At 45.8% G+C, this 18,377-nt stretch carries 19 protein-coding genes and 4 tRNA genes; 3 read left to right on the top strand and 20 right to left on the bottom strand.

Annotated elements, in window-relative coordinates; translation table 11 throughout:
- Positions 1-36: 36 nt before the first annotated feature.
- The 3 genes from aspS to QZZ54_RS14840 all read right to left on the bottom strand — a co-directional run bounded on the left by aspS (position 37) and on the right by QZZ54_RS14840 (position 2,708).
- The gene (gene aspS, locus QZZ54_RS14850) at positions 37-1,800 is read right to left on the bottom strand and encodes an aspartate--tRNA ligase (protein ID WP_290703555.1); all 1,764 of its coding nucleotides are present in this window, start codon (positions 1,798-1,800) and stop codon (positions 37-39) included.
- 70 nt (positions 1,801-1,870) lie between these two features.
- Entirely contained in the window at positions 1,871-2,218 is a 348-nt protein-coding gene (locus QZZ54_RS19205; RefSeq protein ID WP_366645697.1) for a zinc ribbon domain-containing protein, read from the bottom strand.
- Between the two features lie 34 nt (positions 2,219-2,252).
- Positions 2,253-2,708, bottom strand: coding sequence for an HIT domain-containing protein (locus QZZ54_RS14840; RefSeq protein WP_290703554.1), 456 nt, complete (start codon positions 2,706-2,708; stop codon positions 2,253-2,255).
- Between the two features lie 143 nt (positions 2,709-2,851).
- Between QZZ54_RS14840 and QZZ54_RS14835 the strand changes: the two genes are divergently transcribed.
- Positions 2,852-4,009: a GNAT family N-acetyltransferase gene (locus tag QZZ54_RS14835; protein ID WP_290703552.1), complete on the top strand. Its 1,158-nt coding sequence runs from the start codon at positions 2,852-2,854 to the stop codon at positions 4,007-4,009.
- A 7-nt stretch (positions 4,010-4,016) separates the two neighbouring features.
- Here the strand turns inward: QZZ54_RS14835 and QZZ54_RS14830 are convergent, their stop codons facing one another.
- Positions 4,017-4,394, bottom strand: a complete 378-nt coding sequence (locus tag QZZ54_RS14830) for a hypothetical protein (protein ID WP_290703550.1) — start codon at positions 4,392-4,394, stop codon at positions 4,017-4,019.
- Between the two features lie 399 nt (positions 4,395-4,793).
- Between QZZ54_RS14830 and QZZ54_RS14825 the strand changes: the two genes are divergently transcribed.
- Both QZZ54_RS14825 and QZZ54_RS14820 read left to right on the top strand, forming a co-directional pair.
- A complete protein-coding gene (locus QZZ54_RS14825; protein WP_290703548.1) occupies positions 4,794-5,066 on the top strand; it encodes a hypothetical protein in 273 nt (90 codons plus the stop codon).
- A gap of 224 nt (positions 5,067-5,290) precedes the next feature.
- Complete coding sequence (locus QZZ54_RS14820) at positions 5,291-6,433, top strand: sensor domain-containing diguanylate cyclase (RefSeq protein ID WP_290703546.1); 1,143 nt, start codon at positions 5,291-5,293, stop codon at positions 6,431-6,433.
- A gap of 2 nt (positions 6,434-6,435) precedes the next feature.
- Here QZZ54_RS14820 and QZZ54_RS14815 read toward each other — a convergent pair whose 3' ends face one another.
- The 16 genes from QZZ54_RS14815 to QZZ54_RS14740 all read right to left on the bottom strand — a co-directional run bounded on the left by QZZ54_RS14815 (position 6,436) and on the right by QZZ54_RS14740 (position 18,361).
- Positions 6,436-6,984: a hemerythrin domain-containing protein gene (locus tag QZZ54_RS14815; protein WP_290703544.1), complete on the bottom strand. Its 549-nt coding sequence runs from the start codon at positions 6,982-6,984 to the stop codon at positions 6,436-6,438.
- 75 nt (positions 6,985-7,059) lie between these two features.
- The gene (locus QZZ54_RS14810; protein WP_290703542.1) at positions 7,060-7,662 is read right to left on the bottom strand and encodes an HAD family hydrolase; all 603 of its coding nucleotides are present in this window, start codon (positions 7,660-7,662) and stop codon (positions 7,060-7,062) included.
- A complete protein-coding gene (locus QZZ54_RS14805; protein ID WP_290703540.1) occupies positions 7,655-8,503 on the bottom strand; it encodes an ATP-binding protein in 849 nt (282 codons plus the stop codon). Before QZZ54_RS14805 ends, QZZ54_RS14810 begins: the two co-directional genes overlap by 8 nt.
- 17 nt (positions 8,504-8,520) lie before the next feature.
- Entirely contained in the window at positions 8,521-8,907 is a 387-nt protein-coding gene (locus QZZ54_RS14800; RefSeq protein WP_290703538.1) for a hypothetical protein, read from the bottom strand.
- A 24-nt stretch (positions 8,908-8,931) separates the two neighbouring features.
- The gene (pepN, locus tag QZZ54_RS14795; protein ID WP_290703536.1) at positions 8,932-11,577 is read right to left on the bottom strand and encodes an aminopeptidase N; all 2,646 of its coding nucleotides are present in this window, start codon (positions 11,575-11,577) and stop codon (positions 8,932-8,934) included.
- Between the two features lie 42 nt (positions 11,578-11,619).
- On the bottom strand, positions 11,620-12,447 hold the full coding sequence (locus QZZ54_RS14790; RefSeq protein WP_290703534.1) for a DUF2797 domain-containing protein: 828 nt from the start codon (positions 12,445-12,447) through the stop codon (positions 11,620-11,622).
- Positions 12,447-12,713, bottom strand: a complete 267-nt coding sequence (locus QZZ54_RS14785) for a DUF1315 family protein (protein WP_290703533.1) — start codon at positions 12,711-12,713, stop codon at positions 12,447-12,449. Before QZZ54_RS14785 ends, QZZ54_RS14790 begins: the two co-directional genes overlap by 1 nt.
- Positions 12,714-12,761: 48 nt before the next feature.
- Positions 12,762-13,604 (bottom strand): rhomboid family intramembrane serine protease, encoded by an 843-nt coding sequence (locus tag QZZ54_RS14780; protein WP_290703531.1) that lies wholly within the window; start codon positions 13,602-13,604, stop codon positions 12,762-12,764.
- Between the two features lie 27 nt (positions 13,605-13,631).
- On the bottom strand, positions 13,632-14,606 hold the full coding sequence (locus tag QZZ54_RS14775; protein ID WP_290703529.1) for a metallophosphoesterase: 975 nt from the start codon (positions 14,604-14,606) through the stop codon (positions 13,632-13,634).
- Between the two features lie 11 nt (positions 14,607-14,617).
- Positions 14,618-15,499, bottom strand: coding sequence for an NAD(+) kinase (locus QZZ54_RS14770; protein WP_290703659.1), 882 nt, complete (start codon positions 15,497-15,499; stop codon positions 14,618-14,620).
- 85 nt (positions 15,500-15,584) lie between these two features.
- On the bottom strand, positions 15,585-16,541 hold the full coding sequence (locus QZZ54_RS14765) for a pyridoxal-phosphate dependent enzyme (protein WP_290703527.1): 957 nt from the start codon (positions 16,539-16,541) through the stop codon (positions 15,585-15,587).
- A 174-nt stretch (positions 16,542-16,715) separates the two neighbouring features.
- Positions 16,716-17,618: a GGDEF domain-containing protein gene (locus QZZ54_RS14760; protein ID WP_290703657.1), complete on the bottom strand. Its 903-nt coding sequence runs from the start codon at positions 17,616-17,618 to the stop codon at positions 16,716-16,718.
- 345 nt (positions 17,619-17,963) lie between these two features.
- A tRNA-Asp gene (locus QZZ54_RS14755) sits at positions 17,964-18,040 on the bottom strand.
- Positions 18,040-18,119 (bottom strand) — tRNA-OTHER (locus QZZ54_RS14750). The genes QZZ54_RS14755 and QZZ54_RS14750 overlap by 1 nt, the downstream gene beginning before the upstream one ends.
- 32 nt (positions 18,120-18,151) lie before the next feature.
- Positions 18,152-18,227 (bottom strand) — tRNA-Val (locus QZZ54_RS14745).
- Positions 18,228-18,284: 57 nt separating this feature from the next.
- Positions 18,285-18,361 (bottom strand) — tRNA-Asp (locus QZZ54_RS14740).
- Between the last annotated feature and the right edge of the window lie 16 nt (positions 18,362-18,377).

Here is an 18,377-nt window from a genome sequence, read left to right as displayed (position 1 = left end):
TGCAGTGCACGGCTTTATAATTAACTGCAAAATACCTTAAGGAGTTTTGCGTAGCTTGATGTTTAATTCACGTAGCTGAGCAGCACTTACCTCACCCGGCGCATCCGTCAATGGACAAGAAGCACTCTGAGTTTTAGGGAAGGCGATAACTTCACGAATAGAATCGGAACCGGTCATCAGCATGAGCAGACGATCCAGACCGAACGCCAAACCACCGTGCGGTGGTGCACCGTATTTAAGCGCGTCTAACAAGAAGCCAAATTTATCATCTGCTTCTTCAGCAGAGATACCCAGAATCTCGAGTACTGTAGACTGCATCTGCTGATCATGAATACGGATAGAACCTCCACCCAACTCACAGCCATTCAGAACCATATCGTAAGCACGGGAAAGCGCATCCAACGGATTAGCCTTAAGCGCTTCCGGACTACAGCTAGGTGCTGTAAATGGGTGATGTAACGCGGTCAGACCACCCTTATCAGTCTCTTCAAACATCGGGAAGTCAACGACCCACAAAGGCGCCCACTCGGCCTGGGACATCTCCAGATCCTCACCTACTTTAATACGCAGAGCGCCCAACGCTTCAGAGACAATCTTCTCTTTATCTGCGCCAAAGAAGATAATATCGCCGTTCTCTGCACCCAGACGCGTCATGATAGCCATCGCTACCTCTTCGCCAAGGAACTTAACAATCGGAGACTGCAGACCTTCAGCACCTTTCTCAAGCTCGTTTACTTTGATCCAGGCAAGACCCTTAGCGCCATAAATACCAACAAACTTGGTGTACTCATCAATGATCTTACGGGTCAGCTTAGCGCCACCCGGAACTCTTAATGCAGCGACACGGCCGCCAGGATCGTTAGCAGGACCAGCAAACACCTTAAACTCAATCTCTGCCATGAGATCAGCAACATCAACCAGCTCCATAGGGAAACGCAAGTCAGGCTTATCAGAGCCAAAACGTGACATTGCCTCAGAATATGGCATACGTGGGAATTCACCCAGCTCAACGCCTTTCAGCTCAAGGAAAAGCTTACGGATCATCTTTTCAGTGATGCCCATAATTTCCTCTTCATTCATGAAAGAGGTTTCGATATCGATCTGCGTAAACTCAGGCTGACGATCTGCCCGTAAGTCTTCATCACGGAAACATTTAGCGATCTGATAGTAACGATCAAAACCCGCTACCATCAACAGCTGTTTAAACAACTGCGGAGATTGCGGCAACGCAAAGAAGTGACCCTCATGAACCCGGCTAGGTACCAGATAGTCACGCGCACCCTCTGGCGTCGCACGGTTCAGGATCGGCGTTTCGATATCCAGGAAGCCATGGTCATCCAGGAAATTACGGATAGAGTTGCTGACTTTTGAGCGAAAACGTAATTTTTCCTGCATCTCTGGACGACGTAGATCGATAAAGCGATGACGCAGACGTACATCTTCACCCACCTGCTGATGTTCATCCAACTGGAAAGGAGGTGTTTCTGATTTATTCAGAATTACCATCTCTTTACCTAATACTTCGATCTCACCGGTCGGCATATCCGAGTTAACGGTACCTTCAGGGCGGTGACGAACAGTACCTTTAATCTCAACCACAAACTCATTACGGCAGCTATTTGCCAGTGCAAAGCTCTCTTCGCGATCAGGGTCAAACACCACCTGAGTAAGACCTTCACGATCACGAAGATCAAGGAAGATTACTCCCCCGTGATCCCGACGACGGTGGATCCACCCGGTCAGTGTAATATCTTCGCCGATATGCTCTTTTCTAAGATCGCCGCAATAATGACTGCGCATAGTTAAATGTTCCTGTTACTTAGCACGCTGAATCAATGTTCATTCAGACAATTAAAAATCAGTTTCCGGACTAGTCCTGACTATTCGCCAGGTTCTTTTTCTTTCCGGTTTTAAAATCAGTTTCATACCAGCCACTACCGGACAATCTAAAACCAGGGGCCGATATTTTCTTCACCACATCTGCAGACTTGCATGCAGAACATTCTGGCGCTGGTGCAGATATTTTCAGCACCAGTTTTTCAAACTCATTGCCACATTTGCGGCATTCAAAATCAAAGATAGGCATAGCTAGCAACGTTTCCTCGGAAAACAACGTTCCTTTAAAAAACAGCACTACAAACACAAAGAGCCCATGCTTATGTTCAAGCACAGCCACCTTACTAAGAAAAGCGCGAATTATACCTGAAATATCGCCCACTGACAGGGGCAATTAGGCCATTTTAGAAGAGAAACTAGTTCAGTAGATTACTGGCTACGAAATTAACCTCTTGAGGCATCATCATCTGTAATTTGTGATGAATTTCCTGAATCTGTGCATCGGTATAAGGCGTTGCAGGAAGCGCGCCCCAAACCGGCGCAGGCCAAACAGCATCTGTCTCATAGCGAACTATATGATGCAGGTGCAACTGTTTCACCATATTGCCTATCGCCGCTATATTCATCTTATCCGCATCAAATACATCATGGAGATTTTCCGCCAAAAACGAAGATTCATGCAGTAACTGAGCCTGATCCGCCAGTGATAGGTGATATATCTCGCTAACGTCTACCCGCTTAGGCACAAGAATAAACCAAGGGAAATTAGCATCATTTAAAAGCAACAAACGCGATAGAGGAAAATCGCCCAGCGTTATGCAATCCTGTTCCAGACGAGAGTTCAGCTCAAATTCTAACTCCAGCTCATCCATTCCTAATCTCCTAAAGTAAAGATATCTACAATCATGCTATCTTGAACACAATGTGACTGCTGATGTGTACATTTATCATATAGTTTTAGCTTTATTATCGGGCAGTTAGATAATAATCACTGTTCAGAACAGTATAGGACAAAATGCCGCAATTCAATTTCCACAGCGCAATAAATGAGATCGGAGAGAAACAGTGGAATAGCCTCTGCCCGATCGATTATCCCTTTTTGCGGTACGAGTTCCTTCATTGCCTCGAACAATCCGGTTGCGTTACGCCAGAAACGGGCTGGCAGCCTTGCCACCTCCAAATTACAGAAGGTGAACAGACCCTTGCAATCATGCCCCTTTATCTTAAAAACCACTCCTATGGCGAATATGTATTCGACTGGAGCTGGGCTGAAGCCTATCAGCGAAACGGCATCGATTATTATCCAAAATTAATCACCGCTATACCCTTCACTCCCTGCTACGGGCCGAGACAACTTTTCGCTACTCATCTGGATGAATCTGAGCAACTGGCACTTACCCGGGATAGTCTTTCAGCTATTAAACAGCTGGCATCTCAATACAACGCATCCGGGTGGCATGGACTGTTTCTTGAAGGACAACTACTGGAACAACAAGAGTTCAGTGAACTGAGTTATCGTCTTGGCACTCAGTATCACTGGTTTAACCATAATTTCAGCTGTTTCGAGGATTTTCTTGACACTTTCAGCTCCCGAAAGCGGAAGAACCTGCGTAAAGAGCGTAGCAAAATAACCCAACAGAATATCCAGCATCGCTTTATCAGCGGTGCAGAGTTAACCGATGACCTCTTAGATCAGTTTTACCAGTTCTATCAGATTACCTATTTAAAGCGGGGCCGCCAGGGTTATCTGAACCAAACTTTTTTCAAACTGCTTAGAGATACGCTGGCTGAACAATTACATATTTGTTTTGCTTTTGACCTCAACTACAGCGATAAAAACCCTGTCGCCGCAGCGATGTTCTTACAAGGAGAGTCGACGCTATATGGCCGCTATTGGGGCGCTCAGGCTGAATATGACTCTCTGCATTTTGAAACCTGCTATTACCAGGGGATTGAATACTGTATTCGCCACAAGCTGCAACGATTCGATCCGGGGGCTCAGGGAGAGCATAAGATTCAGAGAGGCTTTGAGCCTATTGAAACCTGGTCTGCTCACTGGCTTGCCCATTCAGGATTCAACGACGCGGTACAACGCTTTACCGAGGAAGAAGAACAGCTTCTTCGACAGGACATGGAAACTCTGCGGCAACGACTGCCTTTCAGAAAAGAATAGACAAAAATCAGGGATGTAAATATAGAACCGGCGCTGACTGTTCATCTCCTCTCAGTGCACAGAATTCTTGTTGAGCTCCATTCCTATATTTCACCAGCACATTAAAGCCCATGCCGGGTTCATGATTCAGGAATAACAGACGTTCCTGTCCCGCCGGTATACGAAATGCCTGAATCCGTGACTGAGTATCTGAACTACCAAAATCGAGTTGAATAGACTCAATCACCTCTTCGCTGCTGTTATGAAAAGTAACCGCGAGCCCCTGCGCTGAGTGAAATATTTGAGAAAAGATAAAACCCAATGCCAGTGACACGACGATAACTATCATCAAAACCCACTGTCTCCTAGGCTTACCAATACCTTCTTCTGCTTTAGTATCCATCATTTAACTTGCCCATCATCCGTGACTTCCAATTTATAAAATAGTCGATCTTAATCAAAGCTAAGCTATTGCCAGTCAGCATAATAACTTTTCATAAATGCTAATTTAGCATAAACTAATATATATAAATATAAGCCTCATAATACAGTGATATCTGATCGCTTTTTAAGACAGGCTTCGTCAGCGATCAAGGGGGTAGTCAGTAACGGTGAATTTATAACCCGGAGATATATCATTTACTTATTTATAAGAAGAAAGTTATATAAGAAATCATCCAAAACGGTTAGATAAAAGGTCATCTCCGGCCTAGTATTATAGGTAGCAGGCAGCCGTACATAATTTCTTATGAGCCTTTCAAAAAGCATAGAAAGCAAACAGCATTAGAATAACAAGGGGAATGTAATGCTAACTTATGAAGAGTGCCTCCACTTGAGCGACCTCACACAAGATGAAGTTGAAGCGATCGCTGAACATGAGCACACCGACCCGATCATCGCCATGGCAATAGGCAATTACCTATGTACCCATCAGGGCGAAGCTAAGGTGAAGAAAATAATCCTTGATGACATTGCTAATGCGCAACTCAAAGGGGATAAAGCCCACGAGGAATTGCTGCGTAAAGTACTGAATCACTTCATCAGTACACATCCAGAACATTCTGGTCAGCCAGCTTAACAAGCGCGTAAATATGCTATTTTTTAAGCCCGCTACTCACTTTGGGTAGCGGGATTTTTTAACAAAATCCCTCGCAAGCCTCCGCAAAACAAGCATCTACGTCAAACAACACAAAGTTTATTCCGAATAGGTCTAATCTTTCTCTCTTTATTCGCTTTTTTTCCTCTATAGTTGACCCTCGTGGCCGATAAACCTTTCATAGCACAGAGCAAAACGGGCTTTGTATGGGATCAATCGAAAAAGAAAACAAAGAGTTACGCCGATCGCTTCATTTGCTTACCAATAAGGTCGAGCGAAATGAGGCTATTCTTCGTTCATTCTTTGAAATGGAGATTCGATTGTTCAGCTGTAGCTCTCTTAACGAGCTACTTGATCTAATTCTGATTGAATTCCGTGAGCATTTCCGGCTTACAGCAGTTAACCTCATATTGTTAGATCCAGAAAATGCTGCCCGTGATCTACTGGATGATTACACACCTCCGGAGCCAGGACATTCACTGCGCTTTGTTAATAATCAAAGATTATTAACAAGCCTGTTTCCCACACCTAAACTGAGAGTCGGAGAACTCAGCGCCCCACTGAAAAGTATCGCTTTTCCAAGCACTCCCTCAGTTCTAAGCAGCGCGCTACTACCTCTGGTTCGTCATAACTGTCTCATTGGCAGCCTACATCTTGGAAGCAACGATCCAACACGATATAGCGAGCATTTTGACTATGACTATATCGGTCATATGGCGTCGGTCATCTCAGTTTGCATCGAAAACTGTATCAACCAACAGAATCTGAAACGCCTCAGTATTATCGACATGCTGACTAAGGTGAATAATCGCCGCGCCTTTGACCAAGAAATCGTTAAAGAACTATCCCGAGCCAGCCGCCACAAAACGGCGTTGAGTTGCCTGTTTATCGACTTGGATTTCTTTAAACTGGTTAACGATAATTTTGGCCACCAGATAGGTGACAAAGTTTTACAGTCAGTGGGGATATTGCTCAAGAAAAACCTGCGCAAAACAGACTTTATCGCCCGCTACGGCGGTGAAGAATTTGCTATTCTACTGCCTAACTGTAATTCGGAAAAAGCGATAGAGATTGGCAATCAATTACGGCAAAAAATTCTTCATATGGTGATTCATGATAGCGAATGCAAACCATTCAGAATCAGCGCATCTATCGGCGTAACCTGCTGCACACCGGAGAGTTTTGCCTTTGATGATCTGGACGCCCAAGCTCATGCACTCTTGAAAGCAGCCGATGAAGCGGTGTACCAAGCGAAGGACAGAGGCAGAAATCGTATTGAATACTGCCCTCTCCCGAATATGAAGCCAGAACTCTTCAACACCTTGAGCCCCAGCCTCAACGGGAACTAAGCTTACTGCATATCTTGCAGCAACTCAGAATAAAGATCGATATAACGTTGTTTCTGTTGTTCACCAAAAAGCGGATCATCCATTTTCGGTAATTCTTTGATCAGGGTATTCCATTGCTCATCACTAGCAATCTCATCCAGAAGCGGAAACAGAGTCCCCTCTTCCAAATTCAAATGTTCAACCTGGCGATCAAGAAAACTTTCAAGCTTAGCTGCAAATTGATCCATCGGTACAACGGCGTCATTTAAAATACAATCTACCGCCTCTATCAACTCTTCTGCGCTTAGCTTTAACTGCTTGTGCTCCTTACCACACTGAATAATTGCCTCATCCAGCTCCGGACAACCTGAGTCCTTAAAGTATTCATACATCTGATCTTCAAGGGGATGATGGTAAGCATCTGCGTAGTTACTGATATAATCAACCGCATCACTAAGCAATACAAAGTTTGGCATTTCACCCTGTTTCAGTTTATCCAGCTTATAACCCAACACTGCCAATAACTTATTCAGGTTTACATGATCCTGATGTAACTCATTCAATACAGTCATAACGCCCTCCTTTGAGAACAAATACTATACCTCAGCTTTGCGTCTTGATCTTGACCGGAGTCAAAAACACCCTATTCAAAAGCCTAGCCATTGGTTTAATGTCACCAGCGAAGCAACCTTAAGATCAGTTAACTCGGGCCAGTCTCGGTCAGGCCGTTGATCCACATGGACCGTCGCCAGGCCTGCGGCCCGCCCAACTTCAAGGTCATATCTAAAGTCGCCTACCATAACCGCTTCACCTGGCTCAGCACGCCAGAGGCCAAGCAATATATTAATACCTTCAGGGTTAGGTTTAGCCATCGCTTCATCCCGTCCCAGTACAGCAGCATTACTGAAAAGATGCTGAACACCCATCTTCTCAAGGCAGAGCAAAGCAACATCCCGTTTATTTCTAGTCAAAATACCCAGGTGACAACCTCTTTGCACAAGTGAGCCCAGAAGCTCTTTAATCCCCTCTGCCGGAACAACCTGCTCAGCATAGAAATACTCCAACAGATCAAGCTGGTGATTCAGACGCCGCTGTTCGGGATCAGGCTTAGCCTCGATAGTCGCCAGAATATCGCAGCCCGCAGGAAGCCCAAGTTCCAAACGTATATGTTCAAAATCATGTACCGGCAGCGTCAGAGTCCCATCCAGATCAAATACCCAGTATTTAGCGCCTCGAATATGCTCAATCATCAGTGAGACCATTTTTCAGATTCATCTGTTCCGGATTCAAGTGCTCGGGAGTCAGATTTTCTGTCAGCAAATCAAGGCGACTACGGATATCCCGAAGCATCTCGATCCTCCCAGTTGGATTGCCATTCTGGGCGAGTAACAAAGACTCAAGCCCGGAGATACTATCTTGGGAATCTTTCAAAGCCTGGAGCATATTTCGGGATCGTTTCTTGGCACTATCAGTCATCTGATCAACCCGATTCAGCGTTCTTCGCACCTGCCCATCAAGCTCATCAAGGTGTGTCACAAGCTGCAACATTCCTGAACCAAATGCATGATCCATCTCCCCTAACCGGTGCTCAAGCTGAGCTACGGCTTCACGAAAGCGACTGACGAACAGCTCACCCTCTCGATCCATAAACATAGCTAATAATTCTTCAGGGTACAGCGCCCGGGACCGGGCATCGGCACGCATAGCGTATTCACCTCTCTGCGTACAGTAAGGTCGCTTAGCACCTGGGGCAATTTCTATTCGAAAAAAAGGTTTACTACTGATGTTTTCAACAATCAGTTCAATATCAACTATAGGGTAGCAATCGGTAGCTTTATTGATGAGACTCAAACGCGAGCCATCATCTACATCACAGCCGACCACCCGGCCACGCTGCAAACCATCTTTACTGGTATATTCATCAACACCAACAAGAATGGCACCGCCATACAACGAATTAGCAAAGGAGACCAGATCACGGCTTTTGATGCCATTGATTTCACGCTTGAAATCAACATCAATTCCTTCTGGCTTTGCCAGAAGACTTTTAGCCCGCTGGCTTATCCCTCTGTATTCTCGTTGTACGGACATCGGGCAAACTCCCGGCCTCAGGCATAGACCTCATCTGAAAATGGATCAACAGGCTTTTCCAGCTTCTGATCATCTCTAAAATAGAGAATCCGGCCCTCAAACTTCAAGCCTTTAGAGGAAAACCAGCGCAACACCTCTTCGCGCCCCTCATCTATCTGAAAACTGCTATACCAAGCGGCTGCTATCCGATAAAAATAAACACCAAACAGCGCGGCGGATGCTCCTAGAAAAAACTCTGAGCCAAAGCTGATTAACAGCGTAGCCAGACCCGCAAGCCATACTCGGCTGGCACGGGAATGTTTTAATGCATTAAACGCCGAATCATATTGATCCTGATACTTCAGATAGCGGCGAAAATTCTGTTGCAGTTCAAATTTATCCTGTTCGGAAATCGTTCTTGGCATTTTATTATCCTTTAAATACAGGCCTTAGCCTGCCAGACTTTTACTCAATACTTCATATACATCACGGGACAGGTCGCCGCTGGCACTAATTCTTTCCAGCTCAGCCTTCATCATCGCACTACGCTCAGCAGGAAATTTTTTCCAGCGAGTTAGCGGTGTTATTAACCGGGACGCAATCTGCGGGTTTTGCTTATTCAATACAATAATATGATCTGCAAGAAAACGATAGCCACTGCCATCAGAATTATGAAAATTCAGCATATTCTGAGCACAGAAAACGGCAATCAAGGAGCGAATCTTATTAGGGTTTGTTGCATCATAAGCCTGATGCTCTATTAGGGCTTTAACCCGCACCAGAGCACCCGCTTTAGGATCACTTGCCTGCACACCGAGCCACTGATTAACCACCAGCGACTCATTCTGCCAGCGCTGATAGAACGCCTCGAGCACTTCCGTGGCAGCATCCTGATTCTCTGAATGAGCTATCAGAGTCAGTGCAGCCTGACTGTCAGTCATATTATTCGCCAATTCAAACTGCTGTCGCGCCAACTCCAGATAATCTTCCTTCTCAGTCGCCATCAGATAAGCCAGAGACAAGTTTTTCAAACTTCTTCGCGCCACAGACTGCGCGTCAGGACTGTAATCTTCAGTCAGATTGTTGTCTTGGTATACCTGAAGGAAAACAGGCTCAAGCGCTTCGGCAATAGAGCCCCTGATAAAACGACGAACGTTGTAAATAGCTTCAACATCAATCTCGTCAGCCAGTTCACTCAGATACGCCTCTGAAGGCAGTGTCAGAACCTTAGCCACCATCGCCTTATCGAGACGCTGATTACTCAGCACTTCCCCATATGCATTGACCAAAGCCGGATCAAGTATCAACTCTTTACCCTGCTGATAATCACCAATCAGCTCAGACATAATACCAACAGCCAACTGTTGAGCAGCATCCCAACGATTAAACCCATCGCTGTCATGCTGCATTAAAAACACTAACTGCTCACGGCTATAGGGGAATTTCAATTTAACCGGGGCAGAAAATCCCCGCAGCAACGATGGAACCGGTTCAACTGATATGTTATCAAAAACAAAACTTTGCTCAGTTGCCAACAACTCAAGCACTTCTGTCGTAGCCCCTCCATTTAGAGGGATATCATCTCCCTGAGGGTCAAGCAGACCTATCGCTACAGGAATGAGAAAAGGCTGCTTCGATGCCATATCTGCAGAGGCTGGACAACTCTGATGCATATGCAGTGTGTATCGTTGATTTTGAGCATCATACTCACCGGTGACAGAAACCTTAGGCGTTCCTGACTGGCTATACCAAAGCTTAAAACGGCTCATATCACGGCCGCTAACATCCGCCATCGCCTGCACAAAATCATCCGTAGTTACCGCCTGACCATCATGACGATCAAAATACAGATCTGACCCTTTACGGAAGGTATCGGCACCTAACAGCGTATGCAGCATACGCACTACTTCACATCCTTTCTCATACACTGTCAGCGTATAAAAGTTCGAGATTTCGATAAAAGAAGCTGGACGAACCGGATGCGCCATGGGGCCAGCATCTTCCGCAAACTGAGCGGTACGTAGTAGGGTCACATCCTCAATACGTTTAACCGTACGGGAATTCATGTCTGCAGAAAATTCAGAATCACGGAAGACTGTAAAGCCCTCTTTAAGACTTAACTGAAACCAGTCCCGACAGGTGACTCTGTTACCCGACCAGTTATGGAAATACTCATGCGCGACAACTCCCTCAACCCTCTGAAAACCCGCATCTACTGTGGTTTGAGGATGAGCAAGAACACAGGAGGTATTGAAGATATTCAGGCCTTTATTTTCCATCGCCCCCATATTGAAGAAATCGACCGCGACGATCATAAAGATATCCAGATCATACTCGCGACCATAAACCTGCTCATCCCACTGCATAGAATGCTTCAGGGAGGTCATAGCGTAATCCAACTTGTCCAGATCTTTTGCTTCAGCAAAGATTTTAAGCACTATCTGCCGCCCACTGCAGGTAGTGTAACGATCTTCAATACACTGAAGATTCCCGGCAACCAAGGCAAACAAGTAAGCCGGTTTAGGAAATGGATCCTGCCAACGAACCCAGTGTCGTCCGCCCTCTTCATCCCCGCTGTCGATCAGATTTCCATTAGACAGAAGAACCGGATAGAGCTGTTTATCGGCAACAATAGTCGTTTCAAACAGCGTCATCACATCCGGACGATCCTGATAAAAAGTTATCCGCCGGAACCCTTCTGCTTCGCATTGCGTACAAAACATGCCATCGGATTTATATAGTCCTTCCAAAGCCGTATTATTCTGCGGTTCGATTCGCGTAACACACTCCAGAGTAAAAGAATCGGGTAACTCAGGAATAGTAAGCTGCTCACCCTCTCGTCGGTAATCCTGTGCGCAGAGCACTTCGCCATCGATACTCAGTCTTTGCAGGTCAAGACTTTCGTGACCATCAAGCACCAGAGGCCGTTGCCGATTTACACTAGCCGGATTACGACTATAACGGACCTGTGAGCGAACCAGTGTTTGCTCCTCCTCCAACTCGAATCGAAGGTCTGTTTGCTCTACCAGAAATGCGGGAGCTTCATAATCCTTTAAAAAGATAACACTGGGTTGCTCTATAGCTGGCTGATTCATTCAAAATCCTGCAATGACAATTAGACAATTAACTAACAGATCTTAGCCGCTGAACTGAACTTCATAAGCGGTAAACTTTCTAAGGTTTATCACACCGGTGTCCAGAATCAAATATTGACCTTTAATACCCTGTAGAACACCTTCAACAACTGGGTTCTTATCAAAGTTAAGACTGGTTACCTTGGCTGGATAATTAAGTACAGGATAGTTCAGCTCCAGCACTTCAGCATCAGGTAGTCTTTGAATCGCCTGGAGGCCAAAGCGATTCTCAAGTTCAGACAGTTCTGAGCGGCACAGCTCAAACAGCCTATCCCGTTCAGCGATAAGGTCCAGCGGATCAACCTGCCCTTTGAGCATTGCACGCCAGTTGGTTTTATCCGCTACATGCTCACCAAAAACCCGTTCTACCAAGCCTGATTGAAAACGTGTATCAACCCGGAGAATCGGTAATGCCTGAATAGCACCCTGGTCTATCCAGCGAGTCGGCACCTGAGTACCACGTGTAATACCGACTTTAATACCTGAAGAGTTTGCAAGATAGACATAGTGACTTTGAAAACAGAACTGCTCTCCCCACGCAGGATCTCTGCAAGTACCCTGATCAAAATGGCACTTTTCCGGACTCATGATACAGAGATCACATTGCGGTAGCTTTTTAAAGCAGGGGTAACAGTGACCCTGTGCGAAACTTTTATTGGTCTTGCGACCGCAATGAGTGCAATGAATCTGTCCTTGATAAACCAGTTGAATAGATTGGCCCACATAGCTATTCAGGTCGATTGACTGATCACCCAGTTTCAACCGATATTTAACTTCAGAATCAATCTCTGCGGGCATCTTCTGTAATGCCCCTTGTGCGATAACCTGCATCAGTCATCGCTCAAAATTTTAAGAACTTGAGGTTCGAGAGGATCAGCTCCGTGCTGAGACCCATCTTTCTTAGTCCGATTGATATAACCAGTTCGCTCATGTTCTGGCAGTTTAGTCTGATCATAGGCAATCACGGCACGAAGGCTAGTTTCACGCTGTTCACTGGTAAGTCTGTCACCGTTTGGCCACTTACCCAGCTCTACTGCTGTTTTCAGACTCTGGTATACATCGGGCGTCATCGCCTCAATCATCTTTTCAAAATTCATTACATTTCCTCCGCGGTGAGCGGCAATAATATCATAGGGAAACGCCGCTCATCGACGCTGTATAAAGCTAACAATAGGTACAAAACAAAGGCCAGCAACCAAACCGATCAAGTGAGCCGTATTCGCTATTGAACCCAGTCCCAGAGACTCAAGGGCACCACTGAAGCCCAACACCAACCAGAACATCATAAATCCCATCAGCGCAGACGGTAAACCTATCATACGGGATGGGTTTACCTTGTCCCAAAGCCAGGCAAAACCCAGCAACGCAAAAACGAAGCCCGACATACCGCCAAACATTGGCCCACTCACCCAATACTGTGCAACATTTGAGGCCAGTGCCGAAAACATAAACAAGCCGAGCAGCGAAGGCCAACCGAGCAGCAGCTCGATCCGCCGCCCAACCACCCAGACCCAGAGCAGATTAAAGACAATATGTGCCAGATTAAAGTGCATAAACGCCGGACTAAAAAAACGCCAGATTTGTCCATCAGTTAGGCTTGAAATCAGGTTTGCGTAATAGACCTGATTTCCCTTTATCTGAATTTCAACAATAGTAAACCAACCCATTAACTGCAGGTTTTCACCCAGAGAAACCATTAGGGTGATAATGACGCTGATAGCGATCAGAAACAGAGTTAACTTAGCACGCAGAATACCTCTGATACTGTTCTGCTGCCCTTGTTTCTGAACCTGCAATCCAGAGAGATCAGCACCCTCTTTCCACTTTTGAAACAATTGAGCAATCTGCTCAGCATTAACATTGTAAGGCACCAGCACCAGCTGCTCTCCATCTTGCTCAAGAACCCGATGAGGAATTTTGTGTTGCCATAGAATAGCGGTAAAACCACTCAGATCCTCATTAAGAGGAACACGGAATACTTCATTCATAGGGAGCTAATACGCAACAATAAAGCATCAAGATTCATCACGAATCTCCTTCAATACATCCACCCAGATAAACTTTGCAGGGTCGAGCACTGTTTCCTGATCCAAGCGATAAGCGACCAGCTTGCCAAACTTAACAGCGCTGTAGTCGATACAAGCCACATTCGGGGCCACTGGCTTTGGCTCACCATCACACCAGTAATGACCAACGAATAGAAGAGGTTCAGCCTCACTGTAATAGAGCAAATCCTTATGATCCTGCTCAGTCAACGGGTAGCGTGCGACATGCTCAGGTAACGGATCAGGTTGAAACACAACATCAATATAGTGCTGGGGCTTATCTGCCCAAAACTTTGTCCGGAAAAATCGCCTTTTAAAGCCATCTTTGCTCACCATCAACTCATTGTTAGGCATCTTCAGGTGGGTACCTCGCAACAGCCTATCCATTGTTTCCCACTCTGGGGTTCCGTAATGAGCTGAACGATGAAGGTAATCATCATCAATCTGATTTCCTCCCTGAGCCTTAACGAATTGATCTATATGAGCCTGAGACCAGCAAGCATGAACCACCCTGAACGGCTCATAGTCGAGAAACAGAGGCATCTCCATAAACCATTGGAGAAAATCTTTCTGATCCTGAGGATGGTTAGCAAATTGTTCCAGCGTTTCATTCAAAATTCGCGAGTGACGGCGATTATGGGTTCGCAGATATTCCATGCCTGAATCGGGTCGTCCTGGTGTCAGGTATGACAGATAGTTAAACTCATGATTACCCATCACTATCTGGGCATGTCCACCCTCAACCATCTCCCGGACAATATGCAGCGCTTCACGAATACGTGGTCCACGGTCAACAATATCGCCGAGAAAAATAGCCTGACGCTGTGGGTGCTGATATACCCCAGCTTTGCGACTATAACCCATTTTTTGTAGCAACAATTCAAGGGACAGAGCACAACCATGCACATCACCGATCAAATCATAGCCCTTGTACGCTTTTCTCATAGCAGTTCCGGTTAATCGATCAACGGAGTGGCCCAACCGAGTTTTTCCCGGCAGGTCTGGTAGAAGTTATGGCTAAGAGGATGAAGCAATTTAAGCTTATGGGGCTTCTTATGAATGGTAATGGTATCCCCTGGTGCGCAGCTAATATGCTTCTGGCCATCACAACTGATAGTTGGATAGGTTTCATTCCCTTTGCTGATTACCAATTTAAGCTCACTATTGCCATCTACTACGATCGGACGGCTGGACAATGTATGCGGGAACATAGGCACTAGAACCAGAGCATCCAAACGTGGATGCATTATTGGGCCACCGCCCGACAGCGCATAGGCGGTTGAGCCGGTAGGGGTCGCAACAATAAGTCCATCTGAGCGCTGGGTGTAAACAAACTGACCTTCGATATAGAGTTCAAATTGAATCATACGAGCGGACTTGCCTGGATGAAGAACGCAATCATTGAGTCCCGTAGACTCACCGATAGGCTCACCATTTCTTTTAACCACTACATCAATCAAGAAACGGCGGTCAACCGTATATTGACCTTGAAGCACTTCACCAACTTTCGCTTCGATTTCAGCCGGCGAAATATCAGTTAAGAACCCCAGACTACCTCTGTTAACACCTAAAACAGGCACATTAGATTGTGCAAGATTACGCGCTGCACCTAACAAGCTACCATCGCCACCTACCACAATAACTAAGTCGCAAATCTCACCCATCATCCGCTGAGTACTGGTTTGCTGACTATGCCCAGGCATTACCGAAGCGATCCTTTCATCCAAAATAGGGGTCAGCCCCTGCTCATCAAGAAACCGAATCAGGTGCTTAAGAGTATCTAGAACCTTGGTACTACCCAATCGCCCGATCAAACCAATATTTCGAAAGTTATCCATTGCCATTTTACTGAACCTTTATGATGACTCTGCAATCACATCTATCCGATTGTTTTTAAAACATTATACTCATAATTAAAGCGTTTTAACTGATTTCTCTGCTCTGCCTAAGCTTTTTTAACAGGGTTTCACGCATCCCCCTAAGCCCTTGCATACCGCCAGTGTGTATTAATAGAACCCGACACCCCCGCGCCAATTCACCCCGTGCAACTTTACGCTGCAGCGCCAAAAATGCTTTCCCTGTATACACCGGCTCCAGCTCAATTCCTGTCGCTTCAAAAAATTGCTGCATGGACTCAGCCAGTTCAGATGTTACCTTAGCATAGCCACCTTCATGACCATCGAGATCTAGCTCCCAACCACCAGGATCATCAACTCCTGACTGCTGTAACAGTCGACGAATATCCTGATACAAAAAAACACCCCCTTTCAGAACAGGCACACCTAATACCTGCAGCCCTTTTGGCTTACTTGCAATAAGCCCTGCAAGAGTCCCTCCTGTTCCACAGGCACTGCAAACAACGTCATAATCAGAAGCCACACACAACGATAGAATTTCACGGCAACCCTTAACAACCCATTCACCTGACCCACCTTCAGGTAGCAGATGATAGTCTCCATATTTTGCTCGCAACTGTTGAAGAAATAGCTCATCGCTTTTATTGCGATACTGCTCTCTGGATACAAATTCCAGAGACATTCCCCAGTTTTCTGCATCGACTAAGGTATCCGATAGCAGTGACGATCGCTCCCCCCGTATAACTGCAACAGTCTCAACCCCCTTCTCTCTGCCGGCATAAGCAAGCGCATGAATATGGTTAGACCAGGCCCCTCCGAAACTGAGAACACGTTGACACGCTGAATCCTGGACAGCCTCAAGGGCATATTTCAGCTTAAACCATTTATTGCCGCTAATCAGAGGATGCACCCGATCTAGGCGCAGCAGATCTAAACGGACTCCAGCCTTTTGAAAATCGGGTAGCTCTACAGGAACAACCGGAACCTTGGGATTTACAACACAAGAAGACTCATTAACATTCATAAATCGGTAAAGTACCTGTCACTTTTTCGTCATAAATAAGAAATATGATATCCGCCAGAAAACAAGAGGATAATAGAATGGAAGAGTACACAGAAGAACTGTTACTGGAAAGCCTGAACGAAGAGTATGAAGATGACATTGACTGTGACGAAGGAGTCGATATGTAAGGGATTGCTAGCCCTGATTAACTAAAAAGGACTTCACACAATCGCCCCCGGACTGCTTGGCATTATACATAGCCATATCGGCTTTTTGCACAAAGTAATCAACCCGATCGATGCCCAAACTAGTAGCAACACCAACGCTCATAGACACAACTATTTCGCTGCTACTTTGAGAGTTAGGTGAGTAGGTGCATTCAGCATTAAACACCTCTCTAATACGATTACCCAATAGCATCGCCTCATCCAGTGACGTATTAGGGAGCAGCACCATAAACTCATCGCCACCATAACGGAATGACTGATCAGACCCCCTCATTCCGTCTGTTAGTATGCTACCAATCTGACGAAGGATCTGATCGCCTTCAAGATGCCCAAGGTTATCATTAACTTGCTTAAAACCATCGAGATCTATGCATACCAGGCTCAGCTCTCCGCCATACCGGCTTGTCCGAACCATCTCTCGGGCAACCTGCACATAAAAATGCCGTTGGTTAAACAAACCGGTCAGCTCGTCAGTAATAGACTGCTTTAATAAAGAGGTTTCCAGTGCCTTCTGGCGAGTCATATCGTGAAAGAAACCAACACTGCCCCGATACTGCCCCTCTTTCATCAACACCGCCGCAGACAGCCGAATAGGCACCCGCTCACGCTTACAATTAAGTACGTAGGTTTCATACCCTTCGACTCTGCCGGCTCCCTGCAACTCACTATCCATCATAAGCTGCATGATTTTCCTGGCTTCACCTTCACTTGGATAGATTTCACGAATACTCATCTTTCCTATGACTTGCGTAGCGTCATACCCCAGCAGACTTTCAGCCGCCGGATTGAACACAGAAATAATTCCGTGTCTATTTATAGAAATGACAGGATCAGGACAGATCGAAATCAATTCTGCTTGATTAATATTCATGTGCATTTAATAGTGACCGCAACAAAAGAGCCAGTATCCCCAATAAGATCCTAATAACAACAAACCGGAGGAGAAAAGTAGCTGACGTTTATACCACAGTATCAGCCAACAGCATTATTCCCAATACTCAAAGTGACATATATAGAAACATTGAATACAGACAAGACCCTAAAACATAAGACGAAAAAGAGCTAAACCATTAAGGGAAAAGTATGCAGCACGAAGAGTAGGGTATTTATAAAACGAAGATAATCTAGAAAAAAGCATAGCAATGACGGGATTAGACCGCGAGTCATTACCTTGAAAGATGAAAGATAGGTATTCAAAACCTTCATCTTAAAATAGTGGCGGAATGGACGGGACTCGAACCCGCGACCCCCTGCGTGACAGGCAGGTATTCTAACCAACTGAACTACCACTCCGCAGTGGACGGGACTCGAACCCGTGACCCCCTATCCCCACAGAAGTGACAGATAGATAATCAAACCAACAAACACCACTTCACAGTGGTTGAAGCTTTCACTTCGGCTTAGTGGTGGGCGTGGAGAGGCTCGAACTCCCGACATTCGCCTTGTAAGGGCGACGCTCTCCCAACTGAGCTACACGCCCACTAAGCAGATGGCTTATATACGATCTTTTCAGCACTTCGAAAAGAAAGGAAAATAGTGGCGGAATGGACGGGACTCGAACCCGCGACCCCCTGCGTGACAGGCAGGTATTCTAACCAACTGAACTACCACTCCGCAGTGGTTGAAGCTT

This window comes from Amphritea sp., assembly GCF_016744155.1.
GTDB lineage: Bacteria > Pseudomonadota > Gammaproteobacteria > Pseudomonadales > Balneatricaceae > Amphritea.
Note: the sequence above shows the minus strand (reverse complement) of the source record. Positions and strands in the feature narration are given on the sequence as shown.